A 13,334-nucleotide genomic window follows, 5' to 3' on the forward strand; every position below is an offset into this window, starting at 1 on the left:
CCTGTGCGCTCGGTCAACCCGCCGCCCCGCGCACGCTCGTCAAGGCGCCCCCGGGAGCCGGCGTCGATGAACGCTAGGCAGGCCCACCCGTGCTCTGCCACCAGGAGAGCATGTCGGCGGCTTCCCACCCCTGGAACGCCATCACCAGGATGTTCGTGCGGTCCGAGGTCCAGAACAGCTGCAGGTTGCCGGGGTTGCTCCGCACCGAAGCGCACGACAGCCGACCCGTGTCCCCACCACGCGAGTAGGGCGCGTCGGCGTGGAAGTCCGGCGGGTTCTGCAGGCAGTCCCGTCCGCTGACGTCCTGCTGCCCCAGGTAGGCGGCGTCCATCGACGCCTTGTCCGGGAACTGGTAGTAGAACACGATCGTCGCGCCGGGCGTCGGGCCACAGACCACCGCGGCAGTGCTCGCCCCGGCCCGGTTCACCTTGATCTGACTGGCAGGCGGGCGCATGCAGTTCTTCCTGGCGTCCTCCGGGATGTGCCCGAGCAACGCCGACTCGGCCACCGTGGGGAACGGCGGCCGCGACTTCTTGTTGGCCGCGTCCACGACCTTCGGCAGCGGGATCCCGTAGGTCTGCTCGAACCAGTCGACGAGGTCCTCCGGCTTGGGCCCCGTCGCGCGAACCATGACGAGCAGCGGCTCGACCGTCCACTCCAGCACCGCCTGGCCGCGTTCGTCCAGGTAGCACAGCATGGTGCCGAGGTCGACACTGCGCAGGTCGTAGGCCCGGTTGCCGAGGAAGTTCGCGGGCAGCGGGGAGTCGATGCACAGCGACCCGCTCGGCGCGTTCACGGCGCGGACGTGCTGGTCGTACGTGCGGCGCATCGCGTCGACGTTGCCGAACCGGTAGTACGACACGGCGTTCGCGCCCTGCTGGGTAGGATCGCAGTCGATGCCTGCCACCAGGTCGCGGAACGACGAGAGCGTGCCCGCCTCCGCGCGGCCGCACCTGGCCAGCTCCACGAGGTCCACAAGGGACTTCTCGCCGTCGGTCGGGTAGGCGGGGATGCCGACCCAGCCCGTCCACGACTGGGCGAGGCGCCGGTCGTCCGCCTCGCGGACCTCGGTCTCGGCGATCGTGCGGTCGCGGTCGTTCGTCCACACGAGACGTGTGGTGCCGCCGTCCGTGTAACACAGGACGCGGCCGACCTGGTCGCCTCCGTTGGGATAGCGGTGTTCCGCGCCGGTGGCCTTCGTGCAGTCGCCGTTGTCCCGTGCGACACCGGACTTCTCCGTCTCGATGGAGTAGGCACTGTCCATAGTGGCCTGGTCGGCGAAGAGACTGAAGCGCACGAGCTGGTCGCCGTCGTGGCACAGCAGTGTTTCCCCTGCGCCGGTGATGTCCGGCGACGGCCCGGTGGAGTCACAGTCGCCCCGCAGTACCGGGGGGACACGGAAGATCGGGCTCTCCGCGTCGTCGGCACCCGTGTTGGTGACCAGGACGACGACGACCGTCGCGACGACCGCCACCGCGGCGGCGATCGCGACGACCGGCTTCCACGGGAGCGCGCGGTGCGGTCGCGTGCGCCGCACACCGCGGACCCGGCCGCCGGTGACCGCGAGCGTCAGCTCGTCGGCGAGTTCCGTGCAGGTGCGGTACCGGTCCTGGGGACGCTTCGCGAGTGCCGTGGCCAGGACCTTGTCGAGTGCCCTCGGGAGTCCGGGCTGTGCCTCGCTGACGGGTCTGGGGTCCTCGTGGCCCTGTGCCCAGAGCAGGGCGCCGACATCGGAGTGCTGGTGCGGTGGGCGGCCGGTCAGGCACTGGTAGAGCACGACACCGAGCGAGTAGACGTCCGCGCGGGGGTCGACGGGGGCGTGGCCGCGGTCGCTGCCGGGGATCAGCTCGGGCGCGAGGTAGCCGGGCGTGCCGACCTGCCTGCCGACCTCGGTGAGCCGCTCGCCGAGTGCCGGGGCGGCGATACCGAAGTCGCACAGCATCACGCGACCGGTGGGCTGGTGGATGAGGATGTTGCTCGGCTTGACGTCCCGGTGCACGATGCCTGCCGCGTGCGCGAAGTCCAGGGCGGACGCCACCTCGCGGATCATGTGGACGGTCCTGGGCAGGTCGATGGGGCCGCCGCGGAGGAGGTCACGCAGGTTGGGACCCTCGATGTAGGGCATGACCAGGTAGAGCAGCTCGCCGTCGGTGTGAGCCGAGTAGACCGGGACGATGTTGTGGTGGCCGAGGTTGGCGGTGCGGAGGATCTCGTGACGGAAGCGCTCGCGGAAGCTGTCCTCCTCGGCCAGCATCGGCGCGATCACCTTGACCACGACGGGCCGGTTGCCGAGATCCTTCTCCTCGGCGAGATAGATGACGCTCATCTTGGTTTCGGACAGCTTCCGGATCAGCCGGAACCTCGGCAGTTTGTCACTGAGTTCCGGCTGGCTGGGAAACTGGTCGTCAGTGATGTCGTGCAACCAGGAACTCCCCGAACTGGATGTCACCGTGCAAACTCATGATGCCAGGCGCCTCGCAGGGGTCGTCGCCTTGTCGGTACTGCTCACCGGATGTACCAACGAGGTGGCAGGCTCGCCGATCGGCACCGGACAGGTGGTCGACTCGAACCCGTCGACGTCGGCGCCGCCGGGGAGTGCGGATCCCGGCCCGCCGCCGACCCAGACGATCCCCAACCTCCCGAAGGCCAAGGACGGCTCGGACGTCACGGCCTGCTACGACGGGACGTGCGAGGTGGAGCTACGCGCGCCGGTGACCATCCCGATGGACCCGGCCACGGGCATCGCGTCGTTCACGCTGGAACGTGTCGACGACGTCGACGGCGCGTACCTCACGGGCGTGACGGCGGACGGCAACGGCACACTGAGCGCCCAGCTGTACGCCGACCCCGGCGGCAACGCGACGGTCGTACTGAACGGCTTCACGATCGCCGCGCTGGCGACCGTCAACGGCATCGCCGTCCTACGAATGTCCCCGCCGTGACCGTGTGCGCCCCGACGTACCGAAGGACTCCTTCCTGACGCCCAGCGTTACGAAGGACGCCTTCGTAACGCTGGGCCCCGGCAGGCCGCGCCAACCGCACTCGTGGCAGCCCAGGCCCCACACGAAGACCGCGCAACCGCACGAATGTCCCCTTGGCTCGACCCCACCAGCGAAAGTTATCCACAGCCCAACGCTGACCAGGGCTTTTGTCATTGCCCCCGAGTAGACTGGCGTGGCGGGGTGCCCCCGGGATCGGGTGGGGGCTGCCCAAGGCGACCATCTGCGTTGGCGTTGATCAAGACGCGTTTTCGCCTGTCGTGACGCGACCGCATTGTCGGCCGCTACCCTTCTGAATAAATCTCACGTTTGACCTTCTCCGGTTGATTGGTTGGCTGTACAGTCAGGCGTCTCCAGAGGCCTCATCACCTACTACTTCCGGGACAAGCAACAGCTCGCCCACGAACTCCTGGCCCGCTACCTCGACGGCATCGCCGTGCTGACGAACGTCACGGGCACCCCCGACGAACGACTCGCCGCGATCATCGCGGCACACTGCTCGCCGTGGACCAGAGCCTCCCGCAGCAGCGCCTGGTCCTCAGCCTGATGACCCACCCCGTCTTCGCGCGGGTCGAGAGCCAGAAGGACACCCACCTGACCGCCGCGGAGGACACCGTGCGTGAGCTGTTCGCCGCCCGCGGCGCCGCCGACCCGGCGCTGGAGGAGGTCATGCTCCGCAGCGTGCTCGGAGGCGTCATCTTCAAGGCCACCGTCTACGCGGACGGCTACCCGCTCGAGCGAATGCGCCGCCGCCTCCACGAGATGTACGACCTGCCCGCGCCCGACCACGCCCTGCTCGACGAGGACCCGCCATCGGTCGGCCGCCTGCGGGCACGAACGAACCCACCGGAGGACAAGTGAACGCTGACGCACTAGCCGCCACACTCGACAACCCGTCGGGCTTCGGGACGGTGATGAGGGGGATGTTCCGCAACGGCAGGGGAAGGAAGGCGCACGCCATCTGGACCTCCGCGCAGCGCAAGGGCGTCTACGAGACCGTGGAGCTGCGCTTCGCCACCCACGACTCCTACGGCTACGCGGTGATGGCCTTCTCCGACAACGGCCCCATCGAACTGCCCACCCGTGAAAGCCTTGCGGCACATGCGGACCGCTTCCCGCTCGGCACGATCCGCTACGAGTCCATGATGTACTCCTCGCTCATGCCGCTCGGCTGGCACCCCAGCTCGTACGACCACGCGGTCGACGGGATCGCCGACCCCTACCCGGGCGTGCGCGTGTTCACCGCGGTCACCAGCCCCAAGGGCGCCGACCGCCCACTGATCGCGCACTGCGTGGTCGACGGCAAGGACTACATCTACCCCGTCCCCGGCGACCGGCTGCGGTGACACGGTGATCGACCAGCTGCGACAGCAGATGGGCGGCATGTTCTGGGTGGTCACGATCGGCGCGCCGGTCATGCTCCTCGTGCTGGTCCTCCAGATCGTGCTCAGTGCCCGCACGAAGGTGAACAAGGTCAGGCAGGTCCTCCGCTCCGGCGCGGTCACGACCGACCCTGCCGCGCCCACGACCGGTCCGCTCGCGTTCGGTCTGGCGTGCGGTGCGCACATGGCGGTCAACCAGGGCGTCGCGTGGAACGACATCGAGGGCACGGCCTTCCCGAGGATGGAGCTGAAGGCCAACCTGGCCGAGATGTGGGGCGTGTACGACCACACCGACTGGCGCCGCGTGACCGAGGCCAAGCTCACGCCGACCACCGACAACCCGGAGCACGTGGCGATCGAGCTGCGCTGCCAGAGCGGCGCGGCGGACTTCCGCCGGGCCATCGACCAGGCGGCGCACAGCGTCCCGGCGCTGATGGCCGCCGCCGAACGGGTCACCCGCTACGAGGACCGCTTCCGCGTGGACGGCCTGATCACGGGCGTGGTGTCGAGCGTCCGCGTGTACGACTGGGGACGCGCGGTCAACCTGGCCCGCTGGGGCCTGCGTGCCGGCTACTGCGACCGCGCCGAGGCGGAGAACGTCGTGCTGCGCGTCGCCGAACTGTGCCGGGCCCACTACGCGTCATGGGCGGACCTGTCGGCGGGCTTCGCCCTCGGCCGTCTGTTGTTCTTCGACGATGAGGACTTCCCGATCCACTACGTGACCGTCCGGGAGACACACCGCAACCTTCTCGAGGACGTGGACAGCCCGTACCGCACAATGCCCTGGCCTGCCGGAATCCGCGCGTGAGTGCCGACCCTCCTCCACTGGCGGGCCACTGGTCAGAGGGCGTACACATAGTACGAAGTGCGCCTGGCAGGCCTGAGGAAACGCAGAAGATGGAATCGGAGAACGACCGTTCGACCCGCAACCTGGGCGAGCTGCTGCAGGAGTTACGCGTCGTGCAGGCGGGCGTGCAGTTCCTGTTCGGCTTCCTGCTGGCGGTGGCCTTCACCGACCGCTACGCGAAGGCCTCCGGCTTCGAACAGGCGGTCCACCTGATCGCGGTCGGATTCGCGACGGTGGCGGTCGCCTGCCTGACCGCCCCGGTCGCCTGGCATCGCCTGCTCTTCCGCAGGGGCCAACGCCCACAGATCCTGAAGGTGGCGAACGTCCTGACGGTGGTGGGACTGGCCTGCCTGGCCGTGGCCATGACAGCCACGGTTCTGCTGCTGTTCGAAGTGGTAGCGGGCCCCACGGCAGCGGCCTTGGTCACGGCCGTGACGGCGATAACCTTCGCAACCCTGTGGTTCGTGCTGCCCCTGAGAACACGCAATGACACATGAGCGCAACTCGAACGGGCCCTGAGCCACGACCTGTCCACAACCGACGAGTAATCCACAACCCACCAGTAACAACCCGCCACCGTCACCCCCCGCCGGTAGACTGGCAAGGCGGGACGCCCCCGGGATCGGGTGGGGGTTGGGCATCGCGCGCGCGAGATTTTCGGCCTGTTCGCGCTCGGGCGGCCCCCGAGATCAGCTCAGCTCGTCGTACCACTCACTGATCGAGTCATGACCCTCGTCCGGCGCGTCCTCCAAGGTGTCGAACAACCCGGAAGCCTCCCCGTCATCGTCCCGACTCTCGTACCCGCCATCCGAGTCGTCAGCCTCGTCGGAATCGGTCGTATCGGGCATATCCCCGGGCGAGCTGTTGTGGTCGGGCGAGTCCCCAGGCAGCTCCCCAGGCACATCGCCGCCGTCCCCATCGTGGTCGTCACTCGTCCCATACGGCTCGTACCCATTGTCGGTCGAGTCGTCAGAACCGTCCGGAGCAGGGTCCTCCTCAGGCCCGCCAGTCGGCCCAGGCGAAGGCTGAGGCGAGGGCGAGGGCGAGGGCGTAGGAGCGGGCGAAGGCCCCGCATCAGGCCCAGCCTGCTGAGCCCCCTGACCATGGGCGTTCCACGTACCCATCCCACTCGGATCGCTGTAAGCGTCCTCAGCAACCCCGTCGTCGTTCTCGTCGAGAAGCGCCGTGTCAGCGACCCCGTCACCATCGGAGTCCCACATGACGTCGTCGACCCGGCCGTCTCCGTCGAAGTCGAGCGCGACACCGTCAGCGACACCGTCGCCGTTCACGTCGACGTCCGCTTCCGAGTGATGAACGTTCGGCGCGCTCTCGCCGGTACCGAACGAGTACTCGATGTCGGGCATGTCTTCCCCCGGGGTGGGTCCTGTAGCTGGAACATAGATGCGCGGGGCGGCGCGATGGTTCCCAGAGGAAGTGTGCCAGCTGCACGTTTGCTCACGCGAAGGAAACTTCCGAGGACCCCGACGAGGCCCTCGGAAGGTCTCAGGCCGCCAAGTGCTGCTGCGCGGTCAGCCGCCGCGTCACACCGATGACCGCGTACGCGGGCGGCAGCCCCCGCGCCGGGCTCGGTGGCTCGATCCAGCGCCAGAGCTGCCCGGACACGGTGTCAGGGCCCGTCGGGATCGGCAGGTGCGCCCCGTGCGGCGCGACGTCGACCCGGACGTGGGAGAGGTCGGCCGCGATGGTGGGCCGAATTCGGTCGAGTGGCTTGGTCAGGAAGGTCCAGCGGCGGCCGTCCGGGTCCGCGAAGACCGGTCCGGACAGCATCGCGATAGTCAGCTCGGCGTGGACGTGCGCCCCGAGCGGTGCCGGCATGGTGACGGCGTCGAGTACCTGGCCGGTCGCGACGATGAGTACCCGGGTGCCCACCTGTACGGAGACCGGCCAGCCGAGTAACTCCTCGTAGGTGTCACGGCCGTGGGCGAGCTCTCGGAGCCACGCCGGCGCCGGCCGGTTCGTGATCGAGATTGTCATGGTAATCCTCGTATGGATTAGGCGGTGCCGAGGCTGGGCCCCGACACCGACCACGTTTCCATGGCGCGGACGACCGCCGGTGGAATTCACGTTGAGTTTCGATTCATGCGCAACCGAAATTCATGCCGGTTCAGTGGGCGAAAGCGGAGTTCAGATCACCGTTCGTCAGCGTGGTGACCGTCCTGTCGTAGGTCCCGGCCCGCAGGATCTCGGTGGCCGCGTCCCGCACGAGCGAGTACGCCGCGGTAGTGATCGCGGGCCCGACGCTGATCCGCCGCACCCCGAGTTCCGCCAGCTCGGCCACCGAAGGAGCCCCGGCCCAGACCATGATGTTGAGCGGCGCCGAAATACGCGAGACCAACTCACGAATGATGTCGGGATCGACGACGCCCGGCACGAAGATCCCGTCGGCTCCGGCGTCGAGATAGCGCCGAGCCCGCTCGACGGTCTCGTCGACCCCGCCGACGCCTTGCAGGAACGTGTCGATCCGGGCATTGACGAAGACGTTCCCGCCTGCCGCCCGGGCGTCGGCGATGCGCTGGACCTGCGCGGTGGCGCCGTCCTCGATGTTGATCCCGACGACCCCGACGTCCACGACCTTCTTCACGGTGTCCGCCGTGTCCCCGTACCCGCTCTCGATGTCGGCCGTGACCGGCAGGTCGACGGCCCTGACGATCCGCGCGACGGCGTCGACGGCGTCGTCGACGGCGAGCCGGTCCCCGTCGGGTACTCCGAGGCTCCAGGCGACCCCGGCGCTGGTGGTGGCGATGGCCTCGGCCCCCGACTGCTCGATGATCCGCGCGCTGGCGGCATCCCAGGCGTTGGGCAGGACCAGCGGTCCCCCGGAAGTGTGACGATCACGAAAGTTCATGGGGAGACCCCATCAGGCACGGGCTCTCCCCATCTGGCCGTTTTCGGACACGTACGTGTGCGTGTCCGAAAACGGCCAGTCAGGATCCCGTGTGGCGGGCAACCTGGACACATGCGGACGCACACGGTGATGGACAGCCCAGTGGGACGGTTGACGCTGGTCGCCACCGACGGAGTCCTGAGTGGCCTGTACATGGACGAGCAACGTCACCGCCCCATGGCGGACCTGTTCGGCACTCGCGACGACACGAAGTCGATGGCGGTGAAGGAACAGCTGGAGGCCTACTTCGCGGGCACGCTGCGGGAGTTCACGGTGCCGATGACGTTCACGGGCACCGTCTTCCAACGTCGGGTATGGACAGAGCTGCGCACGATCCCGTACGGCGAGACCACCACGTACGGGGAGCTGGCGGAGCGCCTGGGCCGGCCGACGGCGGCACGAGCGGTGGGCCTGGCGAACGGCAGGAACCCGATCGGCATCATCGTCCCGTGTCACCGGGTGGTCGGCTCGACCGGCAGCCTCACCGGCTACGGCGGCGGCCTCCCGCGCAAGCGCTACCTGCTGGACTTCGAGATGGGCATCCCGTCGCTGCTGTGACCAGGCTCAGAGATACTGCCCGGTCCCGCGAATCCCGTGACCCTCGGCGGCGGCCGCTTCGGCCGACCCGGGCGGCAACCCGCGCCGCATCTGCTCCAGCTGCGCGCGAGCGGCCATCTGCTGCGCGAAGAGGGCCGTCTGGATCCCGTGGAACAAACCCTCCAGCCACCCGACCAGCTGGGCCTGCGCGATGCGCAGCTCGCCGTCCGACGGCGTGTTCCCCTCGGTGAACGGCAGCGACAGCCGCTCCAGCTCGTCCCGCAGCTCGGGGGCCAGCCCGTCCTCGAGCTCGGCGATCGACCGCTGGTGAATCTCGCGCAAACGATTGCGTGACGCCTCGTCGAGCGGTGCGGCCCGCACCTCCTCGAGCAACTGCTTGATCATCGTGCCGATGCGCATGACCTTCGCGGGCTGCTCGACCATCTCGCCGACCTGCTCACTGCCGTCGGGCAGAGCGGCACCGGCCGGAGTCCCGTCGGGGCCTATTACCACCATCGGCTGCTCGCCGCCCTGGTCAGAGTTCATCTGCACGGGTTCGAGAGTAGCCGTGACCCGCACCCCGCAAACGTGCGCCCCAGGCGCGACCGTACGGTGTGGTGCCATGGCGTTCGACGTCGCTGCGATTCGGGGTTGGTTCCCCGCGTTGGGTGACGGCTGGATTCATCTGGACGCCCCCGCGGGCATGCAGGTACCGGAACAGGTCGCGACCGCGGTGTCCACCGCCCTGCGCGCGCCGGTGTCCGGCCCGGGCGGCGTCTTCCCGGCCTCACAGCGCGCCGAGGCGATCGTCGACGCGGCGCGCCGGGCCATCGCCGACGTCGTCGGGTGCGATCCCGCCGGAGTCGTGCTCGGGCCCAACCCCGCCGTCCTGCTCCAGCGGCTCGCCGAGTCGGTGGGCGCGGCGTGGGTGATCGGCGACGAGGTGATCGTCTCCCGGCTCGACCACGCCCAGAACATCGCGCCATGGCTGCGGGTCGCCCAGCGTGCCGGCGCGACGACCCGCTGGGCCGAGATCGACATCGAGACCTGCGAGCTGCCCGCGTGGCAGTACGAGGGGCTCATCAACCACCGCACGAAGGCCGTCGCCGTCACGGCCGCGTCCGGGGTGGTCGGCACGCGTCCCGACCTGGCCAAGATCACAGCCCTCGCGAAGGAAGCGGGCGCGCTCGTCGTGGTCGACGCGTCCTCGGGTGCGCCGTTCGTGCCGCTCGACATCAAGGCCGTCGGAGCCGACGTCATCGCCGTCAACGCGACCGCGTGGGGCGGCCCGACCGTCGGTGCGCTCGCGTTCGCGGACCCGGCGCTCATCGAACGGCTGCCCGCGTGCTCGCTCGCGCCGAACCAGACCGGACCGGGCAGGCTGGAGCTGGGCCAGCACGCCTACCCGCTGCTCGCGGGACTCGTCGCGTCCGTCGAGTACCTCGCGTCCCTGGACGACGCCGCCACCGGCACCCGCCGCGAGCGCATCCAGACCTCCATCGGCTCCGCGAAGTCCTACCAGGCGGCGATGCTCGGCAAGCTGGTCTCCGAGCTGCGCGGCCTGCTGCACGTCACGGTCATCGGCGACGCGATGCGCCGCATCCCGGCGCTCGCGTTCACCGTCGCGGACATCAAGGCGTCGACCGTGATCGCGCACCTGGCCGACCGCGGCATCTGCGCGTTCGCCGACGACGTGCCCAGCGGCGTGTTCGCCGCGCTGGGCGTCGCCGAGGTGGGTGGCGCGGTCCGCCTCGGCCTCGCGCACTACACGACGTCGGTGGAGATCGACGCGCTCGTCGAGGCCGTCGCGGCGCTGACGTCGATCAGCTGACGCGCATGACGACCTTGCCGTGCACGTCGCCCGCCTCGAGCATGCGGTGCGCGTCGCCCGCGTCCTGGATCGGCACGACCGCATGGGTGATCGGCCGCACGGCGCCGGACTCGACGAGCGGCCACACGTTCGTCACCACCTCGCGGCAGATCGCGGCCTTCTCCTCGACAGGGCGGTAGCGAAGGGACGTCGCCGTCACGGTGCCGTTCTTGGCGAGCAGCTTGCCGACGTTGAGCTCACCCTTCACACCGCCTTGCATGCCGATCACGACGAGCCTGCCGAGCCGCGCGAGCACGTCCACGTTGCGGGGCAGGTACTTCGCGCCCATGTTGTCCAGCACGACGTCGGCGGAAGGCCCGAGCACCTCGACGAAGTCCTGCTCGCGGTAGTTCACCAGCACGTCGGCACCAAGCTCCCGGCATTGTTCGAGCCGCGCCGCGGAACCGGCGGTCACGGCGACCCGCGCGCCGAGCGCCTTGGCGACCTGGATCGCGTGCGAGCCGATACCGCTCGCGCCGCCGTGCACCAGGATCGTCTCGCCCGACCTCAGGCCGGCGACCATCACGACGTTCGACCACACCGTGGCTGCGACCTCCGGCAGGCCGGCCGCGGTCTCGATGTCCACAGTGGACGGAACGGGCATTACCTGACCGGCGGGCACCACGACTTTGGTGGCGTAGCCGCCACCCGCGAGCAACGCGCAGACCTCGTCGCCGACAGCGACATTCGTGACACCTTCGCCCAGCGCCGCGACCCGCCCGGAGCACTCGAGTCCCGGCACGTCGGTCACACCGGGTGGTGGCGCGTAGTTTCCTTGGCGCTGAAGCAGATCCGCCCTGTTCACGGCGGTCGCGACGACATCCAGCACAACCTCGCCTGGGCCGGGCTGTGGATCGAGCTGCTCCGTCCAGCTCAAGACTTCCGGACCGCCTGGCTCCCTGACCGTGATCGCGTACATGGGAAGACGGTAAACGAGCCGGATAACAGTACGTAACCGGGTCTTGACCAGCAGCGTAGTTCGGACAAGGGTGTGCAAGCCGGGCGTGCTGATCGGGGTTCGGGGGAGATCACAGCGCCGGTGTCTGAGCCCGTGAGGAGAGGAACCTTCATGCCGTCCGCCAAGACGACATTCCGAGCCGGTGTCGCGTTACTCGCGGCCGCGACCGGTCTCGGCATAGCGGCTGTGCCAGCGTCAGCGCAGACCGCGTCCCCGATCCCAGACGGTCCGGCCCTGGCCCGTCAGTTGGTCAAGAAGGTCGATGTGGCGGGTACCAACCGTCACCTGATCGCGTTGCAGCGACTGGCCGACCGAAACGGCGGCAACCGTGCCGCGGGCAGCAAGGGGCACAGCGACTCCGCTGAGTACATCGCCACCAAGCTGGAGGCGGCCGGGTACGTGGTGGACCGCCAGGAGTTCTCGTTCGTGTTCGACGAGACCCTGAGTCAGTCGCTCACCGTCAATGGTGTGGCCGTGCCGGTCATCCGGATGAGCTACAGCCAGTCCACCCCGGAGGGTGGCGTGACAAGCACCCTTGCGGTGGTGCCCCCCGACGCCACGCCGGGCTGCGAAGCGGCCGACTACACCGCGGCGGGAGCGGCCGGGAAGGTCGCGCTGGTAAGCCGCGGTTCGTGCCCGTTCGCCCAGAAGGCGGCCGCGGCCGCGGAGGCGGGCGCGGTGGCCGTGCTCGTGTACAACAACGTCCCGGGTGCCGTGAACGGCACGCTGGGCGCGCCGGACGAGAACAGCGCGCCGGCAGGCGGCATCTCGCAGGCCGACGGCCAGGCGCTGGCATCACAGAACGGCGCGCCGGTGACGCTGGACCTGCAGGGCTTCATGGAGGACCGCACCACGTACAACGTGATCGCGGAAACCCAGACGGGCCGGCACAACAACGTGGTCATGGCAGGCGCGCACCTGGACAGCGTCGCCGCGGGTCCCGGGATCAACGACAACGGCACCGGCTCGGCGGCGCTCCTGGAGACCGCACTGCAGCTGGGCAGCTCGCCCAAGGTCAACAACGCGGTGCGTTTCGCGTGGTGGAGTGCCGAGGAACTGGGCCTGGTCGGTTCCGAGTACTACGTGCAGAACCTCGACTTCGAGCAGCAGCTCGACATCGCTCTGTACCTGAACTTCGACATGATCGGCTCACCGAACGCGGGCTACTTCGTGTACGACGGCGACAACTCCGATGGCGTCGGTTCAGGCGCGGGCCCGTTCGGCTCGGCACAGATCGAGAAGGCGTTCACGGACTACTTCGACTACACGGGCGTCCCGACCCGGGGCACGGACTTCGACGGCCGCTCGGACTACGGCGAGTTCATCCTGAACGGCATCCCGTCCGGTGGCCTGTTCACGGGTGCAGAGGTAGTAAAGACGGCCGAGCAGGCCGACCTGTGGGGTGGAATCGCAGGCGAGGCGTACGACAAGTGCTACCACTCGGCGTGCGACAACCTGGGCAACATCGACCGCGTGGCCCTGGACCGCAACTCGGACGCGATCGCGTTCGTGCTCGGTTCGTACGCGATCAGCACGGAGGACATCAACGGCGTCCCACCGCGCGCGGCACGAGCCAAGACCCGCGCGGCGCAGGCCCGCGTGGCACAGCGTTCCGTGGCCGCGGATGACCACCACGGCGCGCTGAGCTAGTACAAGGCGCGTGGAAAGGGGCCCGTACCTCCCCGGTACGGGCCCCTTCGTCGGTAAGAAGTGGTGGTAGGTCCGTTGGTACCCAGACCGGCGTGGATCCCTTCCGGGCATCTCCAGAGAGCTGTCCTGATGGGAGGGATCAACATCGTCGGGGCGTGCCGGATGTGCGTTGTGCGCACGAGCCCG

15 protein-coding genes are annotated in these 13,334 nt (G+C 69.0%); 9 read left to right on the forward strand and 6 right to left on the reverse strand.

The genetic code is table 11. The features are described from left to right. Positions 1 to 73: 73 nt before the first annotated feature. Positions 74 to 2,422, reverse strand: a complete 2,349-nt coding sequence (locus CLV71_RS41940) for a serine/threonine-protein kinase (RefSeq protein WP_133908530.1) — start codon at positions 2,420 to 2,422, stop codon at positions 74 to 76. Between the two features lie 70 nt (positions 2,423 to 2,492). Here CLV71_RS41940 and CLV71_RS41945 point away from each other — a divergent pair, with 70 nt between their 5' ends. The 6 genes from CLV71_RS41945 to CLV71_RS41970 all read left to right on the forward strand — a co-directional run bounded on the left by CLV71_RS41945 (position 2,493) and on the right by CLV71_RS41970 (position 5,725). Further along, a complete protein-coding gene (locus tag CLV71_RS41945) occupies positions 2,493 to 2,942 on the forward strand; it encodes a hypothetical protein (RefSeq protein ID WP_133908531.1) in 450 nt (149 codons plus the stop codon). Between the two features lie 388 nt (positions 2,943 to 3,330). Then, positions 3,331 to 3,546, forward strand: coding sequence for a TetR family transcriptional regulator C-terminal domain-containing protein (locus tag CLV71_RS41950; RefSeq protein ID WP_133908532.1), 216 nt, complete (start codon positions 3,331 to 3,333; stop codon positions 3,544 to 3,546). Next, positions 3,504 to 3,860: a hypothetical protein gene (locus tag CLV71_RS41955; protein WP_133908533.1), complete on the forward strand. Its 357-nt coding sequence runs from the start codon at positions 3,504 to 3,506 to the stop codon at positions 3,858 to 3,860. The genes CLV71_RS41950 and CLV71_RS41955 overlap by 43 nt, the downstream gene beginning before the upstream one ends. After that, positions 3,857 to 4,345 (forward strand): hypothetical protein, encoded by a 489-nt coding sequence (locus CLV71_RS41960; RefSeq protein ID WP_133908534.1) that lies wholly within the window; start codon positions 3,857 to 3,859, stop codon positions 4,343 to 4,345. The genes CLV71_RS41955 and CLV71_RS41960 overlap by 4 nt, the downstream gene beginning before the upstream one ends. A gap of 4 nt (positions 4,346 to 4,349) precedes the next feature. Beyond that, the gene (locus CLV71_RS41965; protein WP_133908535.1) at positions 4,350 to 5,189 is read left to right on the forward strand and encodes a DUF1266 domain-containing protein; all 840 of its coding nucleotides are present in this window, start codon (positions 4,350 to 4,352) and stop codon (positions 5,187 to 5,189) included. An 89-nt stretch (positions 5,190 to 5,278) separates the two neighbouring features. Next, entirely contained in the window at positions 5,279 to 5,725 is a 447-nt protein-coding gene (locus CLV71_RS41970) for a DUF6328 family protein (protein ID WP_133908536.1), read from the forward strand. Between the two features lie 192 nt (positions 5,726 to 5,917). Here the strand turns inward: CLV71_RS41970 and CLV71_RS41975 are convergent, their stop codons facing one another. From CLV71_RS41975 to CLV71_RS41985, 3 genes are all read right to left on the reverse strand, one after another. After that, positions 5,918 to 6,592 (reverse strand): hypothetical protein, encoded by a 675-nt coding sequence (locus CLV71_RS41975; protein ID WP_133908537.1) that lies wholly within the window; start codon positions 6,590 to 6,592, stop codon positions 5,918 to 5,920. Positions 6,593 to 6,731: 139 nt separating this feature from the next. After that, positions 6,732 to 7,223 carry a hypothetical protein gene (locus tag CLV71_RS41980; RefSeq protein ID WP_133908538.1) on the reverse strand — a complete coding sequence of 164 codons (492 nt, stop codon included), beginning with the start codon at positions 7,221 to 7,223 and terminating at the stop codon, positions 6,732 to 6,734. Positions 7,224 to 7,353: 130 nt separating this feature from the next. Further along, complete coding sequence (locus CLV71_RS41985) at positions 7,354 to 8,094, reverse strand: isocitrate lyase/PEP mutase family protein (RefSeq protein ID WP_133908539.1); 741 nt, start codon at positions 8,092 to 8,094, stop codon at positions 7,354 to 7,356. A 111-nt stretch (positions 8,095 to 8,205) separates the two neighbouring features. Here CLV71_RS41985 and CLV71_RS41990 point away from each other — a divergent pair, with 111 nt between their 5' ends. Next, positions 8,206 to 8,691 (forward strand): methylated-DNA--[protein]-cysteine S-methyltransferase, encoded by a 486-nt coding sequence (locus tag CLV71_RS41990; protein WP_133908540.1) that lies wholly within the window; start codon positions 8,206 to 8,208, stop codon positions 8,689 to 8,691. A gap of 6 nt (positions 8,692 to 8,697) precedes the next feature. On the opposite strand, the gene CLV71_RS41995 is transcribed toward CLV71_RS41990, so the two are convergent. Next, positions 8,698 to 9,216, reverse strand: a complete 519-nt coding sequence (locus CLV71_RS41995) for a bacterial proteasome activator family protein (RefSeq protein WP_133908596.1) — start codon at positions 9,214 to 9,216, stop codon at positions 8,698 to 8,700. 76 nt (positions 9,217 to 9,292) lie between these two features. Between CLV71_RS41995 and CLV71_RS42000 the strand changes: the two genes are divergently transcribed. Next, on the forward strand, positions 9,293 to 10,501 hold the full coding sequence (locus tag CLV71_RS42000; RefSeq protein ID WP_133908541.1) for a cysteine desulfurase-like protein: 1,209 nt from the start codon (positions 9,293 to 9,295) through the stop codon (positions 10,499 to 10,501). Here the strand turns inward: CLV71_RS42000 and CLV71_RS42005 are convergent. Continuing rightward, a complete protein-coding gene (locus tag CLV71_RS42005) occupies positions 10,494 to 11,459 on the reverse strand; it encodes an NAD(P)H-quinone oxidoreductase (protein WP_133908542.1) in 966 nt (321 codons plus the stop codon). The two genes, CLV71_RS42000 and CLV71_RS42005, sit on opposite strands and share 8 nt — an antisense overlap. Before the next feature lie 150 nt (positions 11,460 to 11,609). Here CLV71_RS42005 and CLV71_RS42010 point away from each other — a divergent pair, with 150 nt between their 5' ends. Next, the gene (locus CLV71_RS42010) at positions 11,610 to 13,148 is read left to right on the forward strand and encodes a M28 family metallopeptidase (protein WP_133908543.1); all 1,539 of its coding nucleotides are present in this window, start codon (positions 11,610 to 11,612) and stop codon (positions 13,146 to 13,148) included. Positions 13,149 to 13,334 lie beyond the last annotated feature (186 nt).

The organism is Actinophytocola oryzae (assembly GCF_004364325.1).
In the GTDB taxonomy this organism is placed as follows: domain Bacteria; phylum Actinomycetota; class Actinomycetes; order Mycobacteriales; family Pseudonocardiaceae; genus Actinophytocola; species Actinophytocola oryzae.